19 protein-coding genes are annotated in these 26,068 nt (G+C 61.8%); 9 read left to right on the top strand and 10 right to left on the bottom strand.

The window, feature by feature from the left end; genetic code table 11:
- The first annotated feature begins 167 nt into the window (after positions 1-167).
- Both AC1Q9F_RS11600 and AC1Q9F_RS11595 read left to right on the top strand, forming a co-directional pair.
- Entirely contained in the window at positions 168-1,589 is a 1,422-nt protein-coding gene (locus tag AC1Q9F_RS11600; protein ID WP_085606790.1) for an amino acid permease, read from the top strand.
- Between the two features lie 171 nt (positions 1,590-1,760).
- Complete coding sequence (locus AC1Q9F_RS11595; protein ID WP_492619877.1) at positions 1,761-3,266, top strand: glucosyltransferase domain-containing protein; 1,506 nt, start codon at positions 1,761-1,763, stop codon at positions 3,264-3,266.
- Positions 3,267-3,277: 11 nt separating this feature from the next.
- Here AC1Q9F_RS11595 and AC1Q9F_RS11590 read toward each other — a convergent pair whose 3' ends face one another.
- Positions 3,278-4,897, bottom strand: coding sequence for an FMN-binding glutamate synthase family protein (locus AC1Q9F_RS11590; protein ID WP_064383868.1), 1,620 nt, complete (start codon positions 4,895-4,897; stop codon positions 3,278-3,280).
- A gap of 156 nt (positions 4,898-5,053) precedes the next feature.
- The gene (locus AC1Q9F_RS11585; RefSeq protein ID WP_011335770.1) at positions 5,054-5,854 is read right to left on the bottom strand and encodes a helix-turn-helix transcriptional regulator; all 801 of its coding nucleotides are present in this window, start codon (positions 5,852-5,854) and stop codon (positions 5,054-5,056) included.
- A 125-nt stretch (positions 5,855-5,979) separates the two neighbouring features.
- Here AC1Q9F_RS11585 and AC1Q9F_RS11580 point away from each other — a divergent pair, with 125 nt between their 5' ends.
- The 5 genes from AC1Q9F_RS11580 (at position 5,980) to AC1Q9F_RS11560 (ending at position 10,031) form a co-directional block, all read left to right on the top strand.
- Complete coding sequence (locus AC1Q9F_RS11580; protein WP_492619878.1) at positions 5,980-6,801, top strand: carbon-nitrogen hydrolase family protein; 822 nt, start codon at positions 5,980-5,982, stop codon at positions 6,799-6,801.
- A 208-nt stretch (positions 6,802-7,009) separates the two neighbouring features.
- The gene (locus tag AC1Q9F_RS11575) at positions 7,010-8,335 is read left to right on the top strand and encodes an APC family permease (protein WP_221533542.1); all 1,326 of its coding nucleotides are present in this window, start codon (positions 7,010-7,012) and stop codon (positions 8,333-8,335) included.
- A gap of 75 nt (positions 8,336-8,410) precedes the next feature.
- Complete coding sequence (locus AC1Q9F_RS11570; RefSeq protein WP_492619879.1) at positions 8,411-8,836, top strand: NUDIX hydrolase; 426 nt, start codon at positions 8,411-8,413, stop codon at positions 8,834-8,836.
- 23 nt (positions 8,837-8,859) lie between these two features.
- Positions 8,860-9,498, top strand: coding sequence for a LysE family translocator (locus AC1Q9F_RS11565; protein ID WP_102687195.1), 639 nt, complete (start codon positions 8,860-8,862; stop codon positions 9,496-9,498).
- Between the two features lie 2 nt (positions 9,499-9,500).
- Positions 9,501-10,031, top strand: a complete 531-nt coding sequence (locus AC1Q9F_RS11560) for a GNAT family N-acetyltransferase (protein WP_007953157.1) — start codon at positions 9,501-9,503, stop codon at positions 10,029-10,031.
- Here AC1Q9F_RS11560 and metR read toward each other — a convergent pair.
- The gene (gene metR, locus AC1Q9F_RS11555) at positions 10,015-10,932 is read right to left on the bottom strand and encodes a transcriptional regulator MetR (protein WP_007953158.1); all 918 of its coding nucleotides are present in this window, start codon (positions 10,930-10,932) and stop codon (positions 10,015-10,017) included. The two genes, AC1Q9F_RS11560 and metR, sit on opposite strands and share 17 nt — an antisense overlap.
- A 111-nt stretch (positions 10,933-11,043) precedes the next feature.
- Here metR and metE point away from each other — a divergent pair, with 111 nt between their 5' ends.
- Complete coding sequence (metE, locus tag AC1Q9F_RS11550; protein ID WP_492619880.1) at positions 11,044-13,356, top strand: 5-methyltetrahydropteroyltriglutamate--homocysteine S-methyltransferase; 2,313 nt, start codon at positions 11,044-11,046, stop codon at positions 13,354-13,356.
- A 39-nt stretch (positions 13,357-13,395) separates the two neighbouring features.
- Here metE and AC1Q9F_RS11545 read toward each other — a convergent pair whose 3' ends face one another.
- Positions 13,396-18,879 (bottom strand): dermonecrotic toxin domain-containing protein, encoded by a 5,484-nt coding sequence (locus tag AC1Q9F_RS11545; protein WP_492619881.1) that lies wholly within the window; start codon positions 18,877-18,879, stop codon positions 13,396-13,398.
- Positions 18,880-19,134: 255 nt separating this feature from the next.
- Here AC1Q9F_RS11545 and AC1Q9F_RS11540 point away from each other — a divergent pair, with 255 nt between their 5' ends.
- Complete coding sequence (locus AC1Q9F_RS11540; RefSeq protein WP_492619882.1) at positions 19,135-20,169, top strand: alpha/beta fold hydrolase; 1,035 nt, start codon at positions 19,135-19,137, stop codon at positions 20,167-20,169.
- Position 20,170: 1 nt separating this feature from the next.
- Here AC1Q9F_RS11540 and AC1Q9F_RS11535 read toward each other — a convergent pair whose 3' ends face one another.
- The 6 genes from AC1Q9F_RS11535 to AC1Q9F_RS11510 all read right to left on the bottom strand — a co-directional run bounded on the left by AC1Q9F_RS11535 (position 20,171) and on the right by AC1Q9F_RS11510 (position 25,972).
- On the bottom strand, positions 20,171-20,500 hold the full coding sequence (locus AC1Q9F_RS11535) for a GlpM family protein (RefSeq protein WP_162831789.1): 330 nt from the start codon (positions 20,498-20,500) through the stop codon (positions 20,171-20,173).
- A gap of 20 nt (positions 20,501-20,520) precedes the next feature.
- Positions 20,521-21,849, bottom strand: a complete 1,329-nt coding sequence (aauR, locus tag AC1Q9F_RS11530; protein ID WP_492619883.1) for a two-component response regulator AauR — start codon at positions 21,847-21,849, stop codon at positions 20,521-20,523.
- Positions 21,846-23,759 carry a two-component sensor histidine kinase AauS gene (aauS, locus tag AC1Q9F_RS11525; protein WP_492619884.1) on the bottom strand — a complete coding sequence of 638 codons (1,914 nt, stop codon included), beginning with the start codon at positions 23,757-23,759 and terminating at the stop codon, positions 21,846-21,848. Before aauS ends, aauR begins: the two co-directional genes overlap by 4 nt.
- Positions 23,760-23,823: 64 nt before the next feature.
- Positions 23,824-24,558, bottom strand: coding sequence for an amino acid ABC transporter ATP-binding protein (locus AC1Q9F_RS11520; protein WP_007953170.1), 735 nt, complete (start codon positions 24,556-24,558; stop codon positions 23,824-23,826).
- Complete coding sequence (locus tag AC1Q9F_RS11515; RefSeq protein WP_273899170.1) at positions 24,555-25,226, bottom strand: amino acid ABC transporter permease; 672 nt, start codon at positions 25,224-25,226, stop codon at positions 24,555-24,557. The genes AC1Q9F_RS11520 and AC1Q9F_RS11515 overlap by 4 nt, the downstream gene beginning before the upstream one ends.
- Complete coding sequence (locus tag AC1Q9F_RS11510; protein WP_007953174.1) at positions 25,226-25,972, bottom strand: amino acid ABC transporter permease; 747 nt, start codon at positions 25,970-25,972, stop codon at positions 25,226-25,228. Before AC1Q9F_RS11510 ends, AC1Q9F_RS11515 begins: the two co-directional genes overlap by 1 nt.
- Positions 25,973-26,068: the final 96 nt, after the last annotated feature.

Below are 26,068 nucleotides of genomic sequence, written 5' to 3'. Positions count from 1 at the left end.
AAACCTGTCGCAAGCTTTTTATACTGCACGCCCCGCTGATCCCGCAGGTTGCTTCTGCGCGACGGTCCTGCCCACGAAGCAGGGCCGGTTTTACCCAGGCGCAGGCTTATCGGCCGACGCTTGAACACTCGGTGGTCACATCCAATAACAAGACGAGGAAGTCCCCCATGCCAGTCGGCAATCACCCGCCCCATGGCGAAACCGCTCAAGGCGGTCCGCTCAAACGCGAACTCGGTGAACGGCATATTCGCCTGATGGCGCTCGGCGCCTGCATCGGTGTCGGTCTGTTTCTCGGTTCGGCCAAGGCCATCGAAATGGCCGGCCCGGCGATCATGCTGTCTTACATTATCGGCGGTCTGGCGATCCTGGTGATCATGCGCGCCCTCGGCGAAATGGCCGTACACAACCCGGTCGCCGGCTCCTTCAGCCGTTACGCACAGGATTACCTCGGCCCGCTGGCGGGCTTTCTGACCGGCTGGAACTACTGGTTCCTGTGGCTGGTGACCTGCGTCGCCGAAATCACGGCGGTGGCGGTGTACATGGGCATCTGGTTCCCCGACGTCCCGCGCTGGATCTGGGCGCTGGCGGCGCTGGTCAGCATGGGCTCGATCAACCTGATCGCGGTCAAGGCCTTCGGTGAGTTCGAGTTCTGGTTCGCCCTGATCAAGATCGTCACCATCATCGCCATGGTGCTTGGCGGCATCGGCATCATCGCCTTCGGTTTCGGTAACGACGGTGTGGCGCTGGGGATTTCCAACCTGTGGGCCCATGGCGGTTTCATGCCCAACGGTGTGACGGGTGTGTTGATGTCGCTGCAGATGGTGATGTTCGCCTACCTCGGCGTGGAAATGATCGGCCTGACCGCCGGTGAAGCGAAGAACCCGCAGAAGACCATCCCGAATGCGATCGGCTCGGTGTTCTGGCGGATCCTGCTGTTCTACGTCGGCGCGCTGTTCGTGATCCTGTCGATCTACCCGTGGAATGAAATCGGCACCCAGGGCAGCCCGTTCGTGATGACCTTTGAACGTCTGGGCATCAAGACCGCCGCCGGCATCATCAACTTCGTGGTGATCACTGCGGCACTGTCGTCGTGCAACGGCGGCATCTTCAGCACCGGGCGCATGCTCTACAGCCTGGCGCAGAACGGCCAGGCGCCGGCCGGTTTCGCTCGCACCTCGAGCAACGGTGTACCGCGTCGCGCATTGCTGCTGTCGATCTTCGCGCTGCTGCTGGGCGTGCTGCTCAACTATCTGGTTCCGGAAAAAGTCTTCGTCTGGGTGACCTCGATTGCCACCTTCGGCGCGATCTGGACCTGGGTGATGATCCTGCTGGCCCAGCTGAAATTCCGCAAAGGCCTGAGCGCCAGCGAACGGGCCGGCCTGAAATACAAGATGTGGCTGTTCCCGATCAGCTCGTATCTGGCGCTGGCGTTCCTGGTGCTGGTGGTCGGCCTGATGGCGTACTTCCCGGACACTCGCGTGGCGCTGTATGTGGGGCCGGCGTTCCTGGTGCTGCTGACCGTGTTGTTCTACGTGTTCAAGCTGCAACCGAGCGATGCGTCCCAGGGCGCGGTGCGTTCGGCGTCTTAATTCGTCAGCGCTGAAACTCGTAAGCCCCGGTCGAAAGTCCGGGGCTTTTTCGTGGGTGCGAGGTTGATGCCGCTGGTCTGAAAGCACCGCAAAAAACGACTTCTGATCCAGAGTCATGTTCGAAGGTTTATCTACGTTGTTTCCAGCGCAGCCGTGAACAGAGGCGCAGGTATGAGGCTCAGCGATTTTCTCGTACGAGAACTCGGCCGCCGTCAGGTCGTGCTGTTCTTCCTGCTCGCCACGCTGCTGTACATCCTGCCGCTGATCCTCGCCGACTTCCCCTACATCGACGACAACTGGCGCACGCTGGCCGCCGGCAATGCGTGGGCCGGGCAGGGGCGGTTGTTCATGGACTGGCTGTATCAGGCGCTGACCTTCACTGGCGCCGCGCCGAATATTTTCCCATTGCCGCTGTTGCTCGCCACCGTAGCGATGTCGTTCGCTCTGACCCGGCTGACCTTCCACTATTTCCCCGAATCGACCCTGGCCTGTTGTCTGGTGCCGTTGCCGCTCTGGTACAACCCGTTCCTGTTGCAGAACCTGTCCTATCAATACGACGGGGCCGGCATGGCGTTGAGTCTGGTCGCGGTGATTTACGCGATCACTTTTTGCGGCGCTTCACGCATTCAGCGATGGCTGTTGCCGTCGGTGTTGCTGGCGCTGGCGATCGGGCTGTATCAGATCAGCCTCAATGTGTTTCTCGGGTTGTGCTGTCTGGAAATGCTGCGCAATGTTCATCGGCGAGTACCGTGGGATGAACTCTGGCACCAGTCGGGCTGGCGGCTGGCGCAACTGTTGCTGGCGGTGTTGATCTACAGCGTCACGGCCTATCCCTTCACGGAGACCGGGCGCACGCAACTGCTGAACGCGAGCGCTGATCCGTTGCTGCAGATCGGCATCAATATTGGTCGGGTGATGGAGAAGGTTGCGCTGCTGTTTCACGGCGGCTACACGGCGATTTTTATTGTGCTGGTGCTGTGCGCCGTGTTCGGCGCCGTGCAGTTGGGGCGGCAGATTCGCGAGCGCAAAATGTCCCGCTCCAAGGGTTTGCTCCTGAGCTTCAGCTGTCTGCTGGCGTTACCGTTTGTTGTGCTGCTGGTGCCGGGCATGACGCTGTTGTTTCGCGATTTCAACGAAGGCGCACGCACCCTGATGGGGTTCGGCGTACTGCTGATGTTGCTGTTCTATCTGGCCTGGTTGGGGTTGATGCCGCTGCATCAACGGTTGCCTCTGGTGTTGGCGATTCCGCTTCTGGCCACGCTGTCGTTGTCCTTCGCTTATGGCCGGGTGCTGACGATGGAGAAAGCCTTCGCCAGCAATGCGCTCTACAGCCTGAGCCACGACATCTCATCCCATCGCGAACTGCGCGACGCCAAACGGATTTATATCTCGGTGACGTACTCCGACCGCTGGCTGGCGGGAGCGGTGGGTACGTTCAAACAGTTGCCGGTGCTGCAATATCTGCTGAACATCGATTACTTCATGCTCGCCGAAAATCTGCCCTCGGCCGGTATTACCAACGTGGTCGCAGAACGCGAGCGGCGCAACGCGACCCATGTCGGTCTGATGGGCTATCCACCCTTGGTGGACAGCCTCTATTACCGCCTCTACCTGATTGGCGACTACGGCTTCATCGTGATGAAGGAGCCGCCCCACGGTCGCTTGCTGCAATGGTGACCGTTCAGAGTCTAGGCCGCCGCGATTTCCTGCGGCTCGAAACTGTCCGCTCGCGCCATCTGCCACATCCGCGAATAGAACTCGCCGTTCACTTCCCCGGTGAGCAATTCCCCTGGCTTCAGGAACACGTGCAGCTGCGAGAACAGTTTGATTTCAGTCGCCGACATGCGCCGCACCAGATGCTTGGCCGACAGTTGCGACGGATGATCGAGGCCGGCGGCGGCGAGCATTTCCGCCAGGGCCTTGAGCGTATTGCGGTGGAAGTTGTAGACCCGCTGGGCCTTGTCCGGTACCACCAGCGCGCGCTGGCGCAGGGTGTCCTGGGTGGCGACGCCGGTCGGGCATTTGTTGGTGTGGCAGCTTTGCGACTGGATGCAGCCGATGGCGAACATGAAGCCGCGCGCCGAGTTGGCCCAGTCGGCGCCGATGGCCAGCACGCTGGCGATGTCGAAGGCGCTGACGATCTTGCCGCTGGCGCCGAGCTTGATCTTGTCCCGCAGATTCAGGCCGACCAGCGTGTTGTGCACGAACAGCAGGCCTTCGCGCATCGGCACGCCGATGTGGTCGGTGAACTCCACCGGCGCGGCGCCGGTGCCGCCTTCCTTGCCGTCGACCACGATGAAGTCCGGCAGGATGCCGGTTTCCAGCATGGCCTTGGCGATGCCCATGAATTCCCACGGATGACCGAGGCAGAACTTGAAACCCACCGGTTTGCCGCCGGACAGTTCACGCAGTTGCTGGATGAAATGCATCATCTCGATCGGCGTGGAGAACGCGCTGTGGCGCGACGGCGAGATGCAGTCCTCGCCCATCAGGATACCGCGGGTGTCGGCGATTTCCTGGGTCACCTTGTGCTTGGGCAAAATCCCGCCGTGGCCGGGTTTGGCGCCCTGGCTCATCTTGATTTCGATCATCCGCACTTGCGGGGTCTGCGCCTGGGCGGCGAAGCGTTCCGGGTCGAAGCGGCCGTCGCTGGTGCGGCAGCCGAAATAGCCGCTGCCCAGTTCCCAGGTCAGGTCGCCGCCGTGTTCGCGGTGATAGGGGCTGATGCTGCCTTCGCCGGTGTCGTGGGCGAAATTGCCGAGTTTGGCGCCCTGGTTCAGCGCGCGGATCGCGTTGGCGCTGAGCGAGCCAAAACTCATGGCCGAGATGTTGAACACCGATGCCGAATACGGCTGGGTGCACTGCGGGCCACCGACGGTGACGCGGAAACTGCTCGGGTCGCTCAACGGCGCCGGGCGCATCGAATGGCCGATGAATTCGAAGCCGGATTGGTAGACGTCGATCAGGGTGCCGAACGGTTTGTCGGCGGTTTCATTCTTGGCCCGCGAGTACACCAGCGAACGCTGGGCGCGGGAGAAGGGCAGGGCGTCGCTGTCGGATTCCAGCAGGTATTGGCGGATTTCCGGGCGGATGCCCTCGACCAGATAGCGGATGTTGCCGAGGATCGGATAATTGCGGCGCACCGCGTGCGGGCTCTGCATCAGGTCGAACAGACCGATCAGGCTCAATACGCCGGTAACGGCGGTGATCGGCCACAGCCAGTCGTGTTCGAGAAAGGGCAGGCTGGCGAGGGTGAAAATCACGCAGACGGCAAAGAAGGCGTAGCGGCTCAGGAGTGACAGGCTCATACGGTTTCCTTGGTTCGGACTTGGATTGTTCAGCGCCGCAGATCCCTGTGGGAGCGAGCTTGCTCGCGATAGCGGTGGGCCATTCAACGCATATGTCGGTAGTGACGGCCCTTTCGCGAGCAAGCTCGCTCCCACAGAAAAGCTCACAGCGCTGTATCAGGCGTTCTGCGCCTGCAGAAAGATCGAAAACAGCTCCGACTGGGATTTGATCCCCAGCTTGCTGTACATGTGTTTCTTATGGACTTTCACGGTTTCAACAGAGATTTCCAGCTTACGGGCGATTTCTTTACTGGAGCAACCGCTGAGCATCAGGCGCCCGACGTCCAGTTCCCGGGCGGTCAGTTGCGCGCCCTTGAGTTGCTGCACCGACGCTTCGAGCTGCACCCGCCAGTCCGGTTGCGCAGGCGCCGGGGCCAGGGCCACGGTTTCGTTGATCTCGTAGGGCAGGCGCTGGCGCAACAGGCCGAGCACCCACGGCTGGATCAGCGACAGCAGGGCAATCTGCTCGCCGGTGAAGCGCTGCTGGCTGCCCAGCGACAGACACAGCGTGCGGTCGCCTTCGAGTTGGCAATTGAACTGGATTTCGTCGGCCACCACATTCAGACGAAAGTATCGCTGGTAATACTCGGTCAGTTCGAAATGCTCCGGCGCGACCTCCGACAGACGATACAAGCCGGTGCGCGACTGCTCGCGGCAGGCGATGTAGAACGGGTCGAGCAGGTACAGACCGCGCAGATAATCCTGAAACAACTGATCGGGACTGCCGTCGGCGCCGGGGCATTCGGCGAACACCTGCGGGTGGCGGTCGGCGCTGAACAGCAGCGCCACCCAGCTATCGAACGGCACGTACTGGTCAAGCAGGCGCACCAGTTGCGCCCAGAAATTCGGCTTGTCGAGGGCGTCGATCAACTGCCCGACGGCGCGGTGCCAGGTGATGTCGTCAAACGAAAGAGTCATGCCTCTACCCCTATCGGGTTACCCCGGCCGCGTAATTCCCTGGCCGGTCGAATGCGAAGCATACTGGCCCACAGACAGCCGCCGGGCAATCTTTCGGCGCCCGGCGCTCATAACAAGGACTACCCATGAAAGTCGAACTCGCCCAGCTGGCGGGCCGTGACAAAGACACGGCGTACAACCTCGAACGCGCCCTTGCGGCGATTGCGGCCTGCGCCGCCGACACGCAACTGATCGTGTTCCCCGAGACCCACCTGATGGGCTTCCCGACCGCCGACACCGTGGCGCAGATCGCCGAACCGCTGGGCGGCCCGACCGTCAGCGCCGTGCAGGCCGCCGCCCGCGAACGCAACCTCGCCGTGGTGATCGGCATGGCCGAGAACGACAACGGCCGCTTCTACAACACCACCCTGCTGATTACCCCCGAAGGCATCGCCCTGAAATACCGCAAGACCCATCTCTGGGCCTCGGATCGCGGTGTGTTCGAGGCCGGCGACCGTTACGCCACCTGCCTGTGGAACGGCGTGCGCGTCGGTCTGCTGATCTGCTACGACATCGAGTTTCCGGAATCGGCCCGTGCCCTGGCGCAACTGGGCGCGGAATTGCTGATCGTGACCAACGGCAACATGGACCCGTACGGCCCGACCCACCGCACCGCGATCATGGCCCGGGCCCAGGAAAACCAGGCGTTTGCGCTGATGGTCAATCGGGTGGAAGCAGGGGATGACGGGTTGATGTTTGCCGGCGGCAGTGCGCTGGTGGATCCGCTGGGCACGGTGCTGTTCGAGGCCGGGCGTGAGGAAGGGCGGTTCAGTGTGGAGCTGGATTTCGGCCAGCTGGAGCTGGCGCGCAAGGATTATCGGTATCTGGATGATCAGCGGTTGAGGTTGCCGGGGGAGGTGGTTGAACACGCTTCTGGTCTGCGGGAGTTACTGATCCCTTCGCGATAAAGAACAAAAGATATCCGATCGTGCCCACGCTCTGCGTGGGCATGCAGCCCGGGACGCTCTGCGTCCCAAGAGCGGACGCGGAGCGTCCATGGAGGTATTCCCACGCAGACGGTTCGACGCCTCGACGTGGGAACGATCAGCAACACCCGAAACATTCGCCGAACTCGGCCTCTGCCATAAATCCAATAAAATCCGGAGTAAGTCGCCCATGGCTCGTTTGCAACGCACCCTTTCGCTAGGGTCGGTGGTGCTGTTCGGCATCGCCTACATGACGCCGATCATTGTCCTCGGCACGTTCGGCATCCTCGCCCAGTCCACCGCCGGCATGGTGCCCGCCGCGTATCTGGCGGCGCTGGTGGCGATGTTTTTCACCGCTATGAGCTACGGGCGCATGGCCGCCGCGTTCCCGGTGGCCGGCTCTGCCTACAGCTACGTGCGCAAGGCCATCAGCCCGAAACTTGGCTTCATCGCCGGTTGGGCGGTGCTGCTCGATTATCTGTTTCTGCCGATGGCGATCTGGCTGATCGGCGCCGCGTACCTCGCGTCGGCGTTCCCCTCGATCCCGCAGTGGATCTGGGTGCTGGCGTTCATCGGCATCACCAGCGCGATCAACATCATCGGTCTGAAACTGGCCAACGGCATCAACGCCTTGCTGATGCTGGTGCAGTTCCTGGTGCTGATCGCCTTCGTCGCGCTGTGCGTGCACTACGTCGGTGGTGATGCCAGCACGCCGTTGTGGTCGATCAAACCGTTCTTCAATGGCGACATGCAGATGCCGCTGATCATGAGCGGCGCCGCCATTGCCTGCTATTCGTTCCTCGGTTTCGATGCGGTCAGCACGCTCACCGAAGAAACCCGCGATCCACGTCGCACCATCCCTCGGGCAATCATGCTGATCACCCTGATCGGCGGGCTGATTTTTGTCGGCGTGTCGTACTTCGTGCAGATCGCCCATCCGTCGTTCCAGTTCGACAGCGTCGACTCGGCGGCCTACGAAATTGCACGCAACATCGGCGGTGATCTGTTCGTGTCGATCTTCCTGATCGGCCTGATCGTCGGTCAGTTCGCCTCGGGCCTGTCGGCGCAGGCCAGCGGTTCGCGGTTGTTGTTCGCGATGGGCCGTGACGGTGTGCTGCCCAAGTCGTTTTTCGGCACTTTGCATGAGCGCTTCGGTACGCCGGTCAACAGCATCCTGCTGTGTGCGGTGGTGGCTTTGCTGGCGCTGAAACTCGACGTGACCACCTCGACCTCGTTCATCAACTTCGGTGCGTTTCTGGCGTTCAGCCTGGTCAATCTGTCGGTGATTTTTCACTACTGGATCGGCGGTGAGAAAAAAGGTCTGCGCGAGTTGATCCTTTTCCTGATCTTCCCGTTCATCGGGCTGGCGGCGGACTTGTGGCTGATGGTCAGCCTCGATCACCTGGCGGTGTACCTGGGCCTGAGCTGGCTGGCAATTGGCGTGGTGTACCTGGCGGTGCTCACGGGTGGTTTCCGTCGGCAGCCGCCGGAGATGGATTTCCAGGAAGCGACCTGACTTGCGCTGGAGCCTTTGCCTCACAAACGGCAAGCGTGTGATCCTTGCCGTTTTTGAATCACAGGCTTTCCGTTCATGTCGACCGCAAATAACTCCACGATCCGCATCGCCGCGGCGCTGTTGCTTAACTCCGACGGCCAGACCCTGCTGGTGCGCAAGCGCGGCACCACGGCGTTCATGCAACCGGGCGGTAAGATCGAACCGCATGAACTGCCGGTGCAGGCGCTGGCCCGTGAGCTGGAAGAAGAGCTGGGGCTGGTGATCGATCCTGAGCAGGCGAGCTTTCTCGGCCAGTTCTCGGCACCCGCCGCCAACGAGCCGGGATTCGTCGTGCAGGCCGAGATCTTTCAGCTGACCATCGATGCTCAAGTCTTGCCGGCTGCCGAGATCGAAGAGGTGATCTGGATCGACCCGGCCACCGACGGCGATGTGGTTCTCGCCCCATTGACACGTGACCTGATCCTGCCGTTTTATCGAGCCTCGCTGACCGCGATCGCCTGATCATTCGTGCAAAGGACTTCGTCATGATCCCGCTTCAAGACCTGCTGATTTTTGCCGCCGCCGCACTGCTGATGGTACTGACGCCGGGGCCGAACATGATCTACCTGATCTCGCGGTCGATCTGTCAGGGACGCCGCGCCGGGGTGACCTCGCTGCTCGGCGTGGTGGCGGGGTTCTTCGTGCACCTGTTCGCGGCGGCCGCCGGTTTGACCGCGGTGTTTCTCGCGGTGCCGATGGCCTATGAAGTGTTGAAGTGGGCCGGCGCGCTGTACCTGCTGTGGCTGGCCTGGCAAGCGGTGAAACCCGGTGCGCGCTCACCGTTCGAGGCGCAGCAATTGCCGGCCGATTCCTCGCGCAAACTGATCACCATGGGCTTTCTGACCAGCGCGCTGAACCCGAAAATCGCGGTGTTCTACCTCTCGGTGTTCCCGCAATTCATTTCGCCAGAGCACGGCTCGGTGTTCACTCAAAGCATCATCCTCGGCCTGACCCAGATCAGCGTCAGCTTCTGCGTCAACCTGTTGATCGCGCTGTTCGCGGCGGGCATCGCCTCGTGGTTCGTCAACAACCCGACCTGGCTGGCAGCGCAGCGTTATTTCATGGGCTTCGTGCTGGGCGGCCTGGCCGTGCGGCTGATGCTTGAGCAGCGCAAGGCCGCCTGAACATGTGGATCGAACGGCTGGACGCCAGTCATGCGCTGGCCTATCGCGAACTGATGCTGGAAGCCTATGACCGGCATCCGCAGGCGTTCACTTCCAGTGTGCGCGAGCGCGCAGTGATGCCGCTGAGCTGGTGGGAATCACGCCTGACCAGCAAGCTCGACGCGGTGTTCGGCGCGTTCGAAGACGGCCGGTTGGCGGGCATCGTCGGCCTGGCGTTCGAGCCTCGGGAAAAGGCCCGACACAAGGCAACGGTCTTCGGCATGTATGTGTCGGCTGAATTTCGTCAGCGCGGGCTGGGCCTGAAATTGATGGAGGCGGTGCTCGGTGAAGCGCAGCAGCATCCGGCGCTGAAAGTCATTCAACTGACCGTCACCGCCGGCAACGATGCCGCGTTCAAGTTGTACCAGCGCTGCGGCTTCATCCAGTTCGGCCTTGAACCGATGGCGGTGCGGGTCGGCGAGGACTACTTCGACAAGATCCACATGTGGTGCCCGCCTTCTGTGCCAACCGCCAGCCTCAACGAACCGCGCTGACCCCATCCAGCGTCGAGAACGAGGTGTCCTTGGCCGTCAGCAGGAAATCGCGCATGTACGGCGCGTCCAGCATGTCGGCGCGGATCGCGGCGTACAGCGTCGCGAACAGACCTTTCTCGCCCAGCCGTTTGCCCTTCACGTAACCGCGCGAGCTGTATTCATGCAGCGCCCAGTGCGGCATGCCGCACACGCCACGACCGCTGGCCACCAGTTGCATCATCATCACTGTCAGCTCTGAGGTGCGTACCTGCGCCGGTTCGATGTCCGCCGGTTCGAGGAAGCGGGTGAAGATATCGAGGCGATCCCGTTCCACCGGATAAGTGATCAGGGTTTCGGTCAGCAGGTCTTCGGGAACGATGTACGGTTTGCTTGCCAGCGCGTGCTGGTTGGCGACCGCGAGCATGGCTTCGTAGGTGAACAGCGGCACGTAGGTGATGCCGGCGATTTCCAGCGGGTCGGACGTCACCACCAGATCCAGATCGCCCCGGGCCAGGGCCGGCAGCGGGGCAAACGAGAAACCCGAAGCCAGGTCGAGTTCGACTTCCGGCCACGCATCGCGGAACTGGTCGATGGTCGGCATCAGCCACTGGAAGCAGCTGTGGCATTCGATGGCCATGTGCAGACGCCCGGCGGTGCCACCGGCCAGACGCCCGATATCACGCTCGGCGGCGCGCAGCAACGGCAGGGTCGCGTCGGCCAGTTGCAGCAGGCGCAGGCCGGCGCTGGTGAAGCGCACCGGTTTGGTCTTGCGCACGAACAAAGGCATGCCCATGCGCTCTTCCAGCTCCTTGAACTGGTGGGACAGCGCCGACTGGGTCAGGTGCAGGCGGTCGGCCGCATCGACCAGGCTGTCGGCTTCGCGCAGGGCATGCAGGGTTTTCAGGTGACGGATCTCAAGCACCACAGGCTCCATGAGGAAAATTTGTGATCAACACGAAAAGGTTGAGTTTGTCTCATGTTGCTCTGGCTGTCGACAATGGCGCCATCTTTTACGCAATGGAGAACACTCGACATGGCCGTGGCACACACCCTGGGTTTCCCGCGCATCGGCGCCGACCGTGAACTGAAAAAAGCCCTCGAAGCCTGTTGGAAAGGCGATCTCGATCAGGCCGCTCTGAATCAGGTCGGCCGCGAACTGCGCGCCAGACACTGGCAACTGCAGAAGGACGCCGGCATCGACCTGCTGCCGGTCGGCGACTTCGCCTGGTACGACCAGGTACTGACCCACTCGCTGACCTTCGGTGTGATCCCCGAGCGCTTCGACGGTGTGCGTGACGAGCGCGGCCTGCCGACCCTCGACACGCTGTTTGCCATGGCCCGTGGCGCCACGTCGTCCTGCTGCGGCGGTGAGCACGGCAAGACTCAATACGCCCAGGAACTGACCAAGTGGTTCGACACCAACTACCACTACCTGGTCCCGGAATTCAGCGCAGACCAGCAATTCAAGCTGAGCTGGGAGCAACTGTTCGATGAAGTCGAAGAAGCCAAAGCCCTCGGTCACAACGTCAAACCGGTGATCATCGGCCCGCTGACTTACCTGTGGCTGGGCAAGGCGAAAGGCAACGATTTCGACAAGCTCGATCTGCTTGAGCGCCTGCTGCCGGTGTACAACGAAATCCTTGGTCGCCTCGCCGCACAGGGCGTGGAATGGGTGCAGATCGACGAGCCGATCCTCACGCTGGACCTGCCGCAAGCCTGGAAAAGCGCATTCGAACGTGCTTATCACATCCTTCAGTATTCGCCGTTGAAGAAACTGGTGGCGACCTATTTCAGCGGCCTGCAAGACAACCTCGGCCTGGCCGTCGGCCTGCCGGTACAAGGCCTGCACATTGACGCGGTGCGTGCGCCGGATCAGCTCGGTCAGGTACTTGATCGCCTGCCGACCTACAAGATTCTTTCGGTAGGTCTGGTCAACGGACGCAACGTCTGGCGCTGCGAACTGGAGCAGGCGCTGGCACAACTGCAACCGGCCCAGGAGCGTTTTGGCGACAACCTGTGGGTCAGCAGTTCCTGCTCGTTGCTGCACAGTCCGGTGGATGTCGAGCGTGAAGACAAGCTCGATCCGGAACTGAAAAGCTGGCTCGCATTCGCCGTGCAGAAGTGTGCCGAAATCTCCGTGCTGCGTGATGCGCTGAACGACCCGCAAGCACCGAAAGTGCAAAACGCGCTGGCTGAAAGCCGCGCCATTCAAGAAAGCCGCGCCCGCTCGCCGCGTATTCACAAAGCCGAGGTGCAAGCGCGGATCGATGCGATCAATGCCAGCGACAGCCAGCGTCATTCGCCGTTCGCCAAGCGCATCGCCGCACAGCAGGCGCGTCTGAAATTGCCGACGTTCCCGACCACCACCATTGGTTCGTTCCCACAGACCGGCTCGATCCGTCTGGCCCGTCAGGCGTTCAAGCAGGGCAAACTGTCGGCCAACGATTACCACGACGCCATGCGCAGCGAAATCCGCCACGCGGTGCAAGTACAGGAACGTCTTGGCCTCGATGTGCTGGTGCACGGTGAAGCCGAACGCAATGACATGGTCGAGTACTTCGCCGAACAGCTCGACGGCTACCTGTTTACCCGCTTTGGCTGGGTTCAGAGTTACGGTTCCCGCTGCGTGAAACCGGCAGTGATTTATGGCGATCTGTCCCGTCCGAACGCCATGACCGTGGACTGGATCACCTACGCCCAGAGCCTGACCGACAAGGTCATGAAAGGCATGCTGACCGGTCCGGTGACCATGCTGATGTGGTCGTTCCCCCGTGAAGACGTGTCGCGCAAAATCCAGGCGCAACAACTGGCGCTGGCCCTGCGTGACGAAGTGGTGGATCTGGAAAACGCCGGAGTCAAGATCGTGCAGATCGACGAGGCGGCGTTCCGCGAAGGCCTGCCGCTGCGCCGTGAACAATGGCAGGAATACCTCGACTGGGCGGTGCAAGCGTTCCGTCTGACGGCGTCGGGCGTGAAGGATGAAACCCAGATCCACACCCACATGTGCTACAGCGAATTCAATGACGTGATCAAGGCGATCGCCGACATGGACGCCGACGTCATCACCATCGAAACCTCGCGCTCGGACATGGAATTGCTCGAAGCCTTCGAAGCGTTCGACTACCCGAACGACATCGGCCCGGGCGTCTACGACATCCACTCGCCGCGCGTGCCGGACACCGCCGAGATGGTGAAACTGATGAGCAAAGCCGTGAAGCGCATTCCGGCGCAGCGCCTGTGGGTCAACCCCGACTGCGGCCTGAAGACCCGCGCATGGCCCGAGACCGAAGCTGCGCTGGTCAACATGGTGGCAGCGGCGCGACAGTTGCGCAGTCAGTTGGCGTAAGTCTGAAAAGGGGCGGGTAATTCCCGCCCCTTCGACGTTTCACAGAGCTTCGAAATACGGCAACACCGCCGAGCGTTTGCCGATGTCGGCGTAGGGCAGATCGGGGTTGTCGGCGTGGGTCAAGAAGCGATGTTCCGGCAATTTCAAATGGGCTTTCTCGAAGTCGCCGAAGTGCGGAGCGGCTTTCGAATAGTGAAAGTGCGCATACCAGAGCAGTGACGGCGGATTTTGTGTCAGGTTCCAGACTTCGTATTCCTGCAGGTAGTCGTTTCGGCCGTCCGGGCGTTTGCCCAGCAACTTCAATGCAGCGTGTTTGCGAGTGTCCACCGCCTGCTGATCGAGCAGGTCGAGCAGCAGGCCATCGGTGAGGTGGCGGCTTCTCAAAGCCTGTCGGGTACGTAACTGTCGGCCGATGGTTTTCAGCTCGGCGGCCCGGTCCTGCAATAACCGGATGACCGGATCCCGGCTCGCCAGGGCTTCGATGTCCCGCGCGCGGCGCAGCAGGTCATCAGCCTCGATGACAATCATGTGTTCCAGATCGACGGGCCGCGTGTTCTGTTCGGCGTAGGCGCGCACTTTTGCCAGGTAGGCGCCTTGAGCGTCCAGTCGCTTGCGCGCATCGGCCACCAGACGGGTCAGATCCTTTGGCGCCGGTTGTGGTGGCGCAGCATTGCGCAGACGGAATTTTCCGCTGACAGCCTGTTCCCAGACTTCACCGTTCTTGCCCTCTTCACTGAGCACGAATTGTCGCTTGCGGGTTCTGGGCTCCCACTGTTCGACGCCAACCAGCATCCGGTTGTCTTCGGTCACGAAAACTTTTTTTGTCGACTTTCCAGTGGGGCTGGCGACAGTCGGCAAATCGATGGCATTACGTGCTTTTTCGGCGAAGGCTTCGATGCCGGCCAGCAAGGGTTCGACGATCTCCTGGTGAAAGTACTCGGGATGGCGGGTGGTCCAGGCCTTCATTTTTTGCCGGAAGGTCGTGTAGGTTTCAAGGCACTCGCCGAGTATCTGATTGCGTTGCAGGCGCGTGACCTCGGTTTGCGGCAGGCTGTACTGAACGTACAGCGCCCGGTGCACGGCCGCGCGTGGAGCGTAGGCCTGCTGTTGCAGATAGATCCATGACAGTTCTTCGGCGCGGGCGTAATGCTTGACGATTTCCATCCGGTGGCTGGTCTTGAGAAATTGCAGGTTGCTGTCGGTCAGGCGCTGGTTGAAGTTGTCGACATCGGTTTTCAGTCGAATTTCGGCTCTTTGCGAGAGCGTGGTGATGCGCCCGTACCATTGATTGAGTTCGCCCATGAGCGTTTCGGTGTGTTCCAGTTCCCGGACAAATTCGATCCGCAGTTTGCGGGTCGATTCCAGATTGTCCAGCCGCTGGCTGACAGCGTCGGGCGGCAACTCGTCGAGTGCTCGGGTCAACTCGTCAATCCGGTTCTGCAAGCGGGTGGCGCGGTCACTGGAATAGTAAACGCGGTGCCTGAAACGGTCCGCGATGATCCGCGAACTGTCGCTGAGAAATCTGATCGTTTCGCGTCGCTTGTTACCGTGGGTCAACGGCTGGAGTTCGGACAGTGTCTGAAAGCGTCGGCGAGCCAGCGCGATGTCACTGATACAACAGAGATCGGCCAGTTCCCTGAGTCGTGTATTGCTGGTGTCGTTGATGAAGCTGGCAATCGCGGCATCGTGGCGGGTGATCTGCACCCGCAGTTGTGCGATCAGTTCATCAGCGGTGTCAGTCAGTTGCACGTGTCGGCGCAACGCGCGATCCGTCCACCAGTGCGGCAGGCGGGCACGAATTGCCTCGGGCCAGATGGGTTCCAGCGTATTGGCCAGATGACCGAGCACACTGCCACCGCCCAGTCCGCCGCCTTCGAACGCAGTGCCGTAGACGCCGAACCAGGTGTCCCAATGGCCTGCTTCATCCAGCGCGATGGGTTGCTTGTAGGTTTTGCTCGCGGTTCCGGCGAGACGCCAGTTGCGCGAATCCTTGCTCCACTCCACCTGGAAGACACGGCCCTGACGGACGATGAAGTCACCGTCGGTATGGCGATAGACGTTGCGGTAAATCCCGTGGGTGGCCGGTTGCAGCCCCGACAGCGAGAGCGGCCGCTGGTACTCGTAACCACTGAAACGGGCGATGACATGCGTAGCCTGGCGTCGTGAGGCAACGTGGAGCGCGGCCACACTGTTGGCGAGCGCAGTCAGCTGGCGGGTACGGGTCAGGGCGCGGGCGGCGGGAGCCAGCGAGGTACTCGTCGAAGATCCGGGAACCAGATCCATGGCGGCATCGATCAACGACAGCAGCACCGAGCCCAGCTGCGCCACGCCATCTCCGATCTGCCCACGCAAAAAGGCCGTCACTGCCTGATTCGCAGCCGTCCAGGCATCGTAGAGCGCAATGGCTGTGCCCACGAACGGCAAGAAGCCGGTGGCCATCTTGATGTAATTGAATGCGCGCGGACCCTGCAAAGCGTAGCGCTCCCCATACAGCGCAGCGTTGGAGCGCGAGCTGCCACGATGCGCCTCGATCAGGCGCCCCATGTGCGCATCGAGCAGGTGCGCGGCCAGCGATGTGGTGACCGGCCAGCGCTCGCCGATTCCGATCATGCCGGTGAAGTCATGTTCGACGGCGCGGTGCAGGCGATGCTCGTGGGCACGCACATCACCCTGCAGCGCCCGACGGGCCAGGTACTGAATCATCGTGTCTTGCCGGCACAGGTTGAACAGTGCCCGGCGTGCCTGTTCGAGGCTGGCGTATCGGCGCAGGAAACGTTCGTCCGGGCTGTCAGGCAAGTACAACAACGTTGCGCCGCTGATCTGCTCCTCGATGAACGTCACGCCGGACAGGGTGGTCGGGCCTTCGCCGTGGGTATCTTTGCCGCCCGCACTCAAGTAAGCCGGCAACAGGACAATGCGCTTGCCTTGGGCATGCCAGGCTCGGGCCGAATCGGCGTCGATGGCGATGTCGAAAACCGACAAGTCGTCATCGCTCAGTTCGTCCTGCAGACGGGCGCGCCGACCTTGTAGCCGAAGCATCAGCCGCCAGGGTTCGAGCAGGCATTCGCGCCGATGATCCCTGATGAAAGCGCGTTCGTCGGGCGCACCCCTGAACGTGTCGACGATCAGTTTTTCGTAGGCTTTGGGCAGATCCAGATCCGGCAAGGTCTTGCGCAGATAGGTCAGATTGATGCCGTTGAGCAAAGTGATGCGTTCCTGCGGATCCGTGGCGCTGACTTCCAGGCGCATGAAGATCAGTCGTTGCGACAAGGTGTCGTCCTGAACCCTGTGCTGATGGTCGATGTTGAGTTGCGCCAGTTCCTCCAGTGACATCCTGCTGCGGGCAGTGCTCGGCACCATCACCGTGGTTCTCTGGGTTGTGCCGGGGCCTGCGGAATATCGGGTCTGCTGTGTGACCGAGTCGGGCAGGGTCAGGGCGACCGTGAAGTCGCCCTTGAGCGTGAAGTCCTTGCACAGCCGCGCGTGCAGGTGTTGGCGGGTAAAGTCATTGCGGGGGATCAGATTGACCGTCATCAGCTCATGACTGCGGCGCATGGCGACTATGAAGGCTTCGATCAATGCCTTGAGGTTGCTGCGTTCAGCAGGGTTCAGACGGTTCAGCCAGTCCGGCAGTCGGGTGACGAGCGCGGCGCTGTGTTCCTGCTCCTGCAATCGAGCAATCACCAGCGCCCGGACGGGGTTCACCGGTACTTGCCAGTCGGCGAGCGAGCGCTGGCGCAGGATCTCCAGTTGTTCGGCCAGAGACGCACCGCTGTGGCTACGGTGAATGCTGGCGGCCCGTTGTTTGAAGGCGTCGGTCAGTCTGGCGAGTGAATAACGCAAAGGGTCGCCGGTGATCGGTTCGAGTTGAAGACCGACAGCGCTGTCGCTGTCGGCGATCCTGAAAACCTCACGCGTCAGCGCCCGGCGGTTGGCGAAGCGTTGCAGGCCTGCGCTGCAACCGGGCCAGTAAATCAGCACGCTGTGCGCTGAGTCGGGATCCATCAGCGTTTGAGGATGGGTCATCACGAACGGGCCGTTGAGCGTTTGAGTGATATCCCCGGTTGTCTCGCTCATTTGCAGCGTCAGGCTGGCGGCCACCCGATCTGCGCCCGGTGTATCGGGTGTATCGAGCAGAGACTGCAGCAGGGCTATGTCTTCATCGTCGAGTTGTCCGAGCGCCCGTTGCAGTCCGGCTTCGGCATACAGGCCGGTCTTGTGTGCCAGATGCAGCGCCTTGAAGTGTTGATCGAAAGCCGTTGAGCCCTGATCCATCAGATTTTGCGCGGCGGTATTCGCCGCTTGCTCCGCTCCCTCCAGCGCATTGTGCAGGTCTCTGATCGAACCTGCCGTGTGGCCCGTTTCGGCGAGCCAGGCTTCAAGTGCTTCACGCTGGCGGTTGACCGCCGCCTGACGCCATGACCATGGAAGCTCGGCGTTCAGGCTGTCGAACAGCCGAGGGGGCAATTCGTCCTCCAGGAGTGCTGAGCCGTGATCGGTATCGAGACCGGGGGCCGTGGAGAACACGGCCATCCCCAACTGCCGGTCAACCTGATCGGCGACGCCGAGGGCAAGTGCACTGTGTTCTGCCAGCGTCCTCCGGACGTTTGAACCACTGCGCAGCGATGCTGTTTGGGCCATCTGCTGCTGCCACAGCCACTCATCGAATGCGCTCGTCAGCGAATGGCCAGCCCCACCGAACTCCACTTTTACGCTTTCGCTGGCCAGCCCTGTCGGCATCAGCGGCTGACTGGCCAGCCAGGCGCGCAGATCATCGCGCCGGGCGAAGGCGTGCATCGCATCTGGCCGGTTCGGCAGGTACAACAACTGAGCGCCGTCGTCTGCGTGGCTGATGACCCACGCCGCCGGAAGTCTCGCTCGTACGCCGTTGTCGAGCAGCAGGTTCGGCAGTTCGACCTTCAGCGTTTCGCCAGTTCCTGACGCACTGTCCGACGGGCCCAGCATCGACCATAACGGTTGTAATTGCTGCGCCGTGAGCTGGCGCCGGGCGAACGCCATCTGCGCGACCGCCTCGATATGCTCGCCATATAACTGCCTGGCGCGTTCGACTCTGGACACAGGCTGGCCGGGCGCCCGGGCATCCCAGTAGGCGTTCCAGCGTTCCTCAAGCGCCTTGACGGGATTGAGGTCTTTGAGGCGTTCGAGCAGTTGCGACGGGGTGAGGGAGTGGAGGGCATGAGACGGACTTACTCCCGTCACCCGGCAGTGGCGGTTCAGCCATTCCTCGATCCACGGCTGTTGAAACACGAAGGCGCAGGCCTCGGTCAGGCTGACGAATCGCTGTGCATGCCCGCTGACGGGATGAAACAGCAAACCCGCCTGTTGGCCGTCCAGATCGAGCTGTCGATGAAGCAATCGGCTGAGGGTGTCACGGACCGACGGTACGTCCGCACACAGGTGACGCAGGCCCTCGCTGCTTTTGCGTCGGCTGATCGTCGCAACGTGCAGCAAACTTTCATCGGCGGATTTCGGTAGTGTGGAAAGCTCGAGCAGATCGGACAAGGGATTCGCCACAGGCGGCGGTAGATCGAAAAGCAAAGGTTCAGTCATGGCAGCAAAGCTCGATGGTGAGAGCGGCGGCTCCGCTCGATTCGCCAGCCATTCAAGGAAAGTTGCCACGGGGGAGGGTGCTACATAGTTATCGCCGGTTCGACCGCTCGGCACTCTTCATCAAACTGTCATCGAACTGTGGCAGCGCGCTTGAACAAACTTCATCAGACTCGCGCTCTACTGGGGTTCTGCGTTTCGGTGTTTTTCATGTTCAAGGGATTTTTTTCAATCGCGGCGTTGTTGGCCGCGGTTTTTTTCGTTCCGGCGTCCTATGCGGCGTCGCGTTGCGACGTCAATGTACCGACCGAACGGGTCGATCTGGAGCAGGTGAGCCTGGCGTACCAGAGCATCGGCCGTGCGTCGGACCCGGCGCTGTTGCTGGTGATGGGGCTGGGCGGGCAGTTGATTCACTGGCCGGACGAAGTGGTAGTCGCGCTGTGTCAGCAGGGTTTTCGGGTGATCCGTTATGACAACCGCGATGTCGGTCTGTCGACCTGGCGCCAGACGCCGGTGGAAGCCAACCTGACCTTTGAAGTGCTGCGCTACAAGCTCGGCCTGCCGGTGGCGGCTCCTTACAGCCTGACCGACATGGCCGACGATGCGCTGGGCCTGATGGATGCGTTGCACGTCGAGCAATTCCATGTGCTCGGCGCGAGCATGGGCGGGATGATCGCCCAGCACATGGCTGCGATGGCGCCGCAGCGGGTCGAGAGCCTGACGCTGATCATGACCAGCTCCGGTGCCGAAGGGCTGCCGGCGCCGAGTGCGGCGCTGGTGCAATTGTTGTCACGGCGTGGCGCGCCCAATCGCCAGATCGCGCTGGAGCAACAGGCTGATCTGCTGGCGGCGCTGGGCAGTCCTTCAGTCAGCGATGATCGCGAGGCGTTGCTGCATCAGGCGGCGCTGTCCTACGACCGGGCGTTCAACCCCGAAGGTGTGAAGCGCCAGATCATGGCGATCCTCGCCGAGCCGAGCCGGGTGGCGTTGCTCAATCAGCTGCGCGTCCCGACGCTGGTGGTGCATGGCACGGCCGATCCGCTGTTGCCGGTGATGCATGGCGTGCACCTGGCGGCGCACATTCGTGGCAGTCAGCTGCGTTTGATTCCGGGGCTGGCGCACCGTTTTCAGGAAGCGTTCAAGGAGCCGTTGCTGGCGGCAGTGTTGCCGTATTTGCGCGAGCATCGCGAAGACACGTCGCACTGGGCGCAGATCGAACCGATGGCGGAACACAACCTGCTCTGATTCAGGCGTGAAGCCGCACCCACACCGACACCAGCACCGTCGCCGCCATCAGCCACGCCACGGCCGCGACCGCCAGCGAAGCTTCGAGGCGCATGCGGTCGACCATCACGTACAGCGTAGCCAGATAGACGAAGTACGGAATGATCGACCACATGCCGAAGACGATGGTGGTCTTCAGGTCGTCGATCGAGCGGCCCTTGCCGACGATGTAGTGGGCGATCAGGGCGAAGGTCGGGAACAGCGGCACCAGCCCAGCGATGTAGTAGTTTTTGGTCTTGGCCAGCATGGCGAGGATCACCACCACTGCCGCGCCGAGCATTGCCTTGAAAATCAGATCCACGTCGTTCTCGCTTAATGGCTCAGGCCGTATTTTTTTACTTTGTCGAACAGCGTGGTCTTGGCCATGCCCAGTTCCAGGCTGGCCTGAGTCAGGTTGCCGCCACTGCGTTGCAAGGCATCGCTGAGCAGATTGCGTTCGAACGCTTCCACCGCTTCGGCAAACGCCAGGCCCTGGCCTGCGCTGCCCGCGCCGGTTTTCTTGAACGCCGGCAAGCCGAGGGCAAAACGCTCGGCGACGTTGCGCAGTTCGCGCACGTTGCCCGGCCAGTCGTGGCTCATCAGGTTCGATAACGTCTGGTTGTCCAGCTCCGGCAGCGCGCGGTCGAAGCGCAGGGCCGATTGCTGGGTGAAGTGTTCGAACAGTTGCAGGATGTCTTCGCGGCGCTCGCGCAGGGGCGGCAGTTCCAGCGTCACCACGTTGAGGCGGTAGTACAAGTCGCTGCGAAATTCCCCGGCCTTGCTCGATTCGTCGAGGTCGGACTTGGTGGCCGCGATCACTCGGCAATCCACCGCCACGCTCTGGTTCGACCCGAGGCGTTCGAGGGTGCGCTCCTGCAATACCCGCAGCAGCTTGATCTGCAACGGCAGCGGCATGCTTTCCACTTCGTCGAGGAACAGCGTGCCGCCGTCGGCGTGTTCGATCTTGCCGATTCGTCGCTTGCCGGCGCCGGTGAAGGCGTTGGCTTCGTGGCCGAAGATTTCGCTTTCGAACAGGTTTTCCGGCAGCCCGCCGCAGTTAAGCGCGACGAATTGCTTGGTGTGGCGGCGGCTGAAGTCGTGCAGGCAACGGGCGACCAGTTCCTTGCCGGTGCCGGTTTCCCCCTCGATCAGTACGTTGGCCGAGGTGTCGGCGACGTTGGCGATCAGTTCGCGCAGGTTCTGCATGGCCGGCGAGCGCCCGATGATCCGCCCTTCAAGGGAATCGCGTTCAGCCAGTTGCCGGCGCAAGGACGAGACTTCGCGATTCAGGCTGCGTTGCTCCAGCGCACGGCGGGCCACATCGACCAGACGTTCGGGGGAGAACGGCTTCTCCATGAAGTCGTAGGCGCCTTTCTGCATCGCGCCGACGGCCATGGAGATGTCGCCATGCCCGGTGATCAGCACCACCGGCAGGCTGCGGTCGCGCTGCTTGAGCCGGGTCAGCAGTTCCAGACCGTCGATGCCGGGCAGGCGAATGTCGCTGATGACGATCCCGGCGAAGTTGTCGCCGACCTGTTCCAGCGCCTCTTCGGCACTGCCCACGCCGATGCACGGGATGTCTTCGAGGGTCAGCGCCTGCTGGCAGCCGAGCAGCACATGGGGATCGTCTTCGACGATCAGCACACTAAGGTCGTTGTTCATATTGGCTCGGCAGGAATAGGGCTTACCAACGGTAAACTGAGGACGAAGGTGGTACCACCGCTGGCCGGGTGTTCGACACCCAGATGCCCGCCGGTGGCGGCGGCGAGGCTGGCCGACAGGGTCAGGCCGAGGCCCAGGCCTTGTTCGCCGGGCTTGGTGGTGAAGAACGGTTCGAACAGGTGCTTGCGCGCTTCGGCGTCAATGCCGTGGCCGTTGTCGCGCACCCGCAGGCGATATTTGCCGTTGAATTCTTCGCCTTCCAGCCACAGCTCCGGCAGCGGTTGCGCCTGCATGGCGTCGAGGGCGTTGCCGATCAGGTTGACCAGAATCTGCTCCAGGCGGGTCTGGTCGATCTGCACCTGCACGTCGTCGAACTGGCGATGCAGTTGCAGGGAAGCACTTTCGACACGGGCGCCGAGCACTTGCAGCGCGGCATCCACCGCTTTGCCGAGGCTGGCGCGGCCCTTGTCGTCACCGCGCCGGGCGAAGGAACGCAGGCTGGCGGTGATCCGGCCCATGCGGTCGATCAGGTCGTTGATGGTCTTGAGGTTGGTGCTGGCGATATCGAGCTGGCCGCGCTCAAGGAAGCGAATGGTGTTGCCCGACAGCGTGCGCATCGCCGCCAGCGGCTGGTTCAATTCGTGGGCGATGCTGGTGGACATCTGGCCGATGGCCGCGAGTTTGCCGGCCTGCACCAGTTCGTCCTGGGCGCGGCGCAACGTCTCTTCGGCCTGACGCCGTTCGCGGATCTGGCTCTTGAGCCGGTCGTTGCTGGCGCGCAGGTCGGCGGTGCGTTCGGTAATCCGACGCTCCAGCTGATTGTTGGCTTCCTGCAGGGCTTCGCGGGCGGCGAGGCGGGTGGCGATGACCTTGCGCCGTTCGTTCCAGGCGATCAGCAGGAACGCGACCAAGGCAAACGCCACGGCCACCAGAATCCCCTGATTGATCGCCTCGCGCCGCAGATCCTGCAACGGCGTGAGCAGGGTGAAATTCCACGGGGTGTCGCTCAGCGGTCGGGTTTGCGCCAGATAGCTGATGTTTTCCTCATCGCCATCCTGCTGGCTCGGCACTTCGCTGTTGGCCGGGAAGGTGAGTTTCTCCACGCCTTCGGACAGGGTTTCCCGGGCCAGCGGTTGCAGTTCGTTCAGCGGGAACCAGTAGTACTGCAGGCTGCGGGCGAGTTTTTCCTTGGTCTCGTCGCTCAGCGGTATCACCGATTTCAGGCGCCGGGCCGGATCGCTGGACAGAATGATGATGCCGTTTTCATCGCTGACGAACGCTTCGAGACGCGCCCGCTGCCAGCGTTCTTCCATGGCTTCCAGGCGCACCTTGACCACTGCGACGCCGATGATCTTGCCGTGTTCTTCGAGGCCGTGGGCCAGGTAATAACCGGGTTCGCCGTTGGTGCTGCCGATCCCGTAGAAACGTCCGGGCTGGCCGCGGATGGCATTCTGGAAGTAGGCGCGGAACGACAGGTCTTCACCGAGATAACTGTCGACGTCGCGCCAGTTACTGGTGGCCATGACGCGGCCGGTGGTGTCCATGACGTAGATGGCCCGACTGCGACTGCGCCGGTTCAGGCCTTCAAGGTAATCGTTGACCGTTTGCCGGTGTTCCGGGGTCGGGTCGTCCAGCAACTGCGAAACGCTCGATTCGAGTTCCAGCAGGCTGGGCAGGTAGGTGTATTTGCTGATCTCGCTTTCGACCGCGCGGGCGTGCAGTTCCAGCTGGCGCTGGCCGTTTTCGCCGAGGCTGCGGATGCCGAAGTGTTCGCTGGTCCAGAAACCGATGTAACCCAGTCCGATCATCAGGGCGATGACCAGCGGCGGCAGGAACAGGTGGCGGATCAGACGGGGTTTCACGGCAAGTGATGGCGGCGTGGCGCGATAGAGAGTGGGGTCGCATTTCATCACAGATGCCTTGGGTCAACCACCTGCATTCCCCGACAGAGGATGTCGGGGAATGCAGCCGTTTTTAGTGCTGCAGGATTTTCTCGAGGAAATGCTGCGCGCGTTCGGAGCGTTGGCTGATGTCGCCAAAGAACTCTTCTTTCTTGCAGTCTTCGATGATCTTGCCGGCGTCCATGAAGATCACACGGTCGGCCACTTTACGGGCGAAGCCCATTTCGTGGGTCACGCACATCATGGTCATGCCTTCGTGGGCCAGCTGCACCATTACGTCGAGCACTTCGTTGACCATTTCCGGGTCCAGCGCCGAGGTCGGTTCGTCGAACAGCATGACAATCGGGTCCATCGCCAGCGCACGGGCGATCGCCACACGCTGTTGCTGACCGCCGGACAGTTGGCCGGGGTGCTTGTGGGCATGAGCCGACAGGCCTACGCGCTCAAGCAGTTGCAGGCCTTTCTTGGTCGCCTCTTCCTTGCTGCGCCCCAGCACCTTGATCTGCGCGATGGTCAGGTTTTCGGTGATGGTCAGGTGCGGGAACAGTTCGAAGTGCTGGAACACCATGCCGACGCGCGAGCGCAGTTTCGGCAGGTTGGTCTTCGGATCGGCAATCGACGTGCCGTCGACCACGATGTCGCCTTTCTGGAACGGCTCCAGCGCGTTGACGCACTTGATCAGGGTCGACTTGCCCGAACCGGACGGACCGCAGACCACGATCACTTCACCTTTTTTGACCTCGGTGCTGCAATCGGTCAGCACCTGGAAGTCCCCATACCACTTGTTGATGTTCTTGATAGAGATCATACGGCGAACCTTTTTTGCAGACGCTTGACCAGCACCGAGGCGGCAAAGCTGATGGTGAAGTACACGAGACCTGCGAAGATCAGGAACTCATTCGAGCGGCCAATGATGTCGCCACTGGCGCGCGAGGCGTTGAGGAAGTCCACCAGGCCCACGGTGTAGACCAGCGAGGTGTCCTGGAACAGGATGATGCTCTGCTGCAGCAGCAGCGGGGTCATCTTGCGGAACGCCTGAGGCAGGATGATCAGGCGCATCATCTGGCCGTAGGTCATGCCCAGTGCCTGCGCCGCGCCCATCTGGCCTTTCGGGATCGACTGCACGCCGGCCCGGACGATTTCGCAGAAGTACGCCGCTTCGAACATCATGAACGCCACGATGCACGAGGTGAACGCGCCGATCGGGGTGTCTTCGCCGGTGATCCAGCGCAGCACGAACGGCACGGCCAGGTAGAACCAGGTGATCACCAGCAGCAGCGGGATCGAGCGGAAATAGTTGACGTAAGCACCGGCCACCCGCGACAGCAGTTTGCTGTGGGACAGGCGCATCAGCGCGAGGATGGTGCCGAGGATGATCCCGCCGACCACGCCCAGCGCCATCAGCTTGAGGGTCATCAGCATGCCGTTCCACAGGCCGGGAATGGCCGGAACGATGCCACTGAAATCGAATTCCATTATTTACCCCCCACGGAGATCAGGCCGGGCACGGCGACTTTCTTCTCGACCATGCGCATCAGCAGCATCAGGCTCATGTTGAGGGTGAAGTAGATCAGGGTCGCCAGGGTGAAGGCTTCAAACAGGTTGGCCGAGAATTCGGCGGTCTGTTTGGTTTGCGCCAGCAGCTCCATCAGACCGATCAGGGATGCCACGGAGGAGTTCTTGAACACGTTCAGGAATTCCGAGGTGAGCGGCGGAATGATGATCCGGTAGGCCTGGGGCAGCAGCACGTTCCAGTAGATCTGCGGCAGCTTGAAACCCATGGCGCGGGCGGCGGATTCCTGGCCGCGTGGCAGCGCCTGGATACCGGTGCGAACCTGTTCGCAGACACGGGCGGCGGTGAACAGGCCCAAGCACACGACAACACTCAGGTAGGCCGAGGTGGTCGGGTTCAGATCCTGCTTGTACCACTCCTGCAGATCCGGCGGCAGCAGATCGGGCACCAGGAAGTACCAGATGAACAGCTGAACCAGCAGCGGCACGTTACGGAACAGTTCGACGTAGCAGGTCGCGATGCCCGACACGATGCGGTTCGGCACGGTGCGCATGATGCCCAGCAGCGAGCCGAGCAGCAGGGCGATGATCCAGGCCACGATGGCGATGGCGATGGTCCAGCCCAGACCGGAGATGAACCAGTCGAGATAGGTCTCGCTGCCCACGCCGGTGGACTTGAAGAACACGCCCCAGTCCCAGTTGTAATTCATTAGGGTCTCCCCTCGATTCGATCGATGTACAAGTGCCCGCCTGGGGAAGCTCCGTTCCCGCCCTGATTGTGAAAATCAGGCACACGCGATCGGCTC

The organism is Pseudomonas sp. GW823-FHT04A03 (genome assembly GCF_058796615.1).
This window is presented reverse-complemented; position numbering and strand designations above follow the sequence as displayed.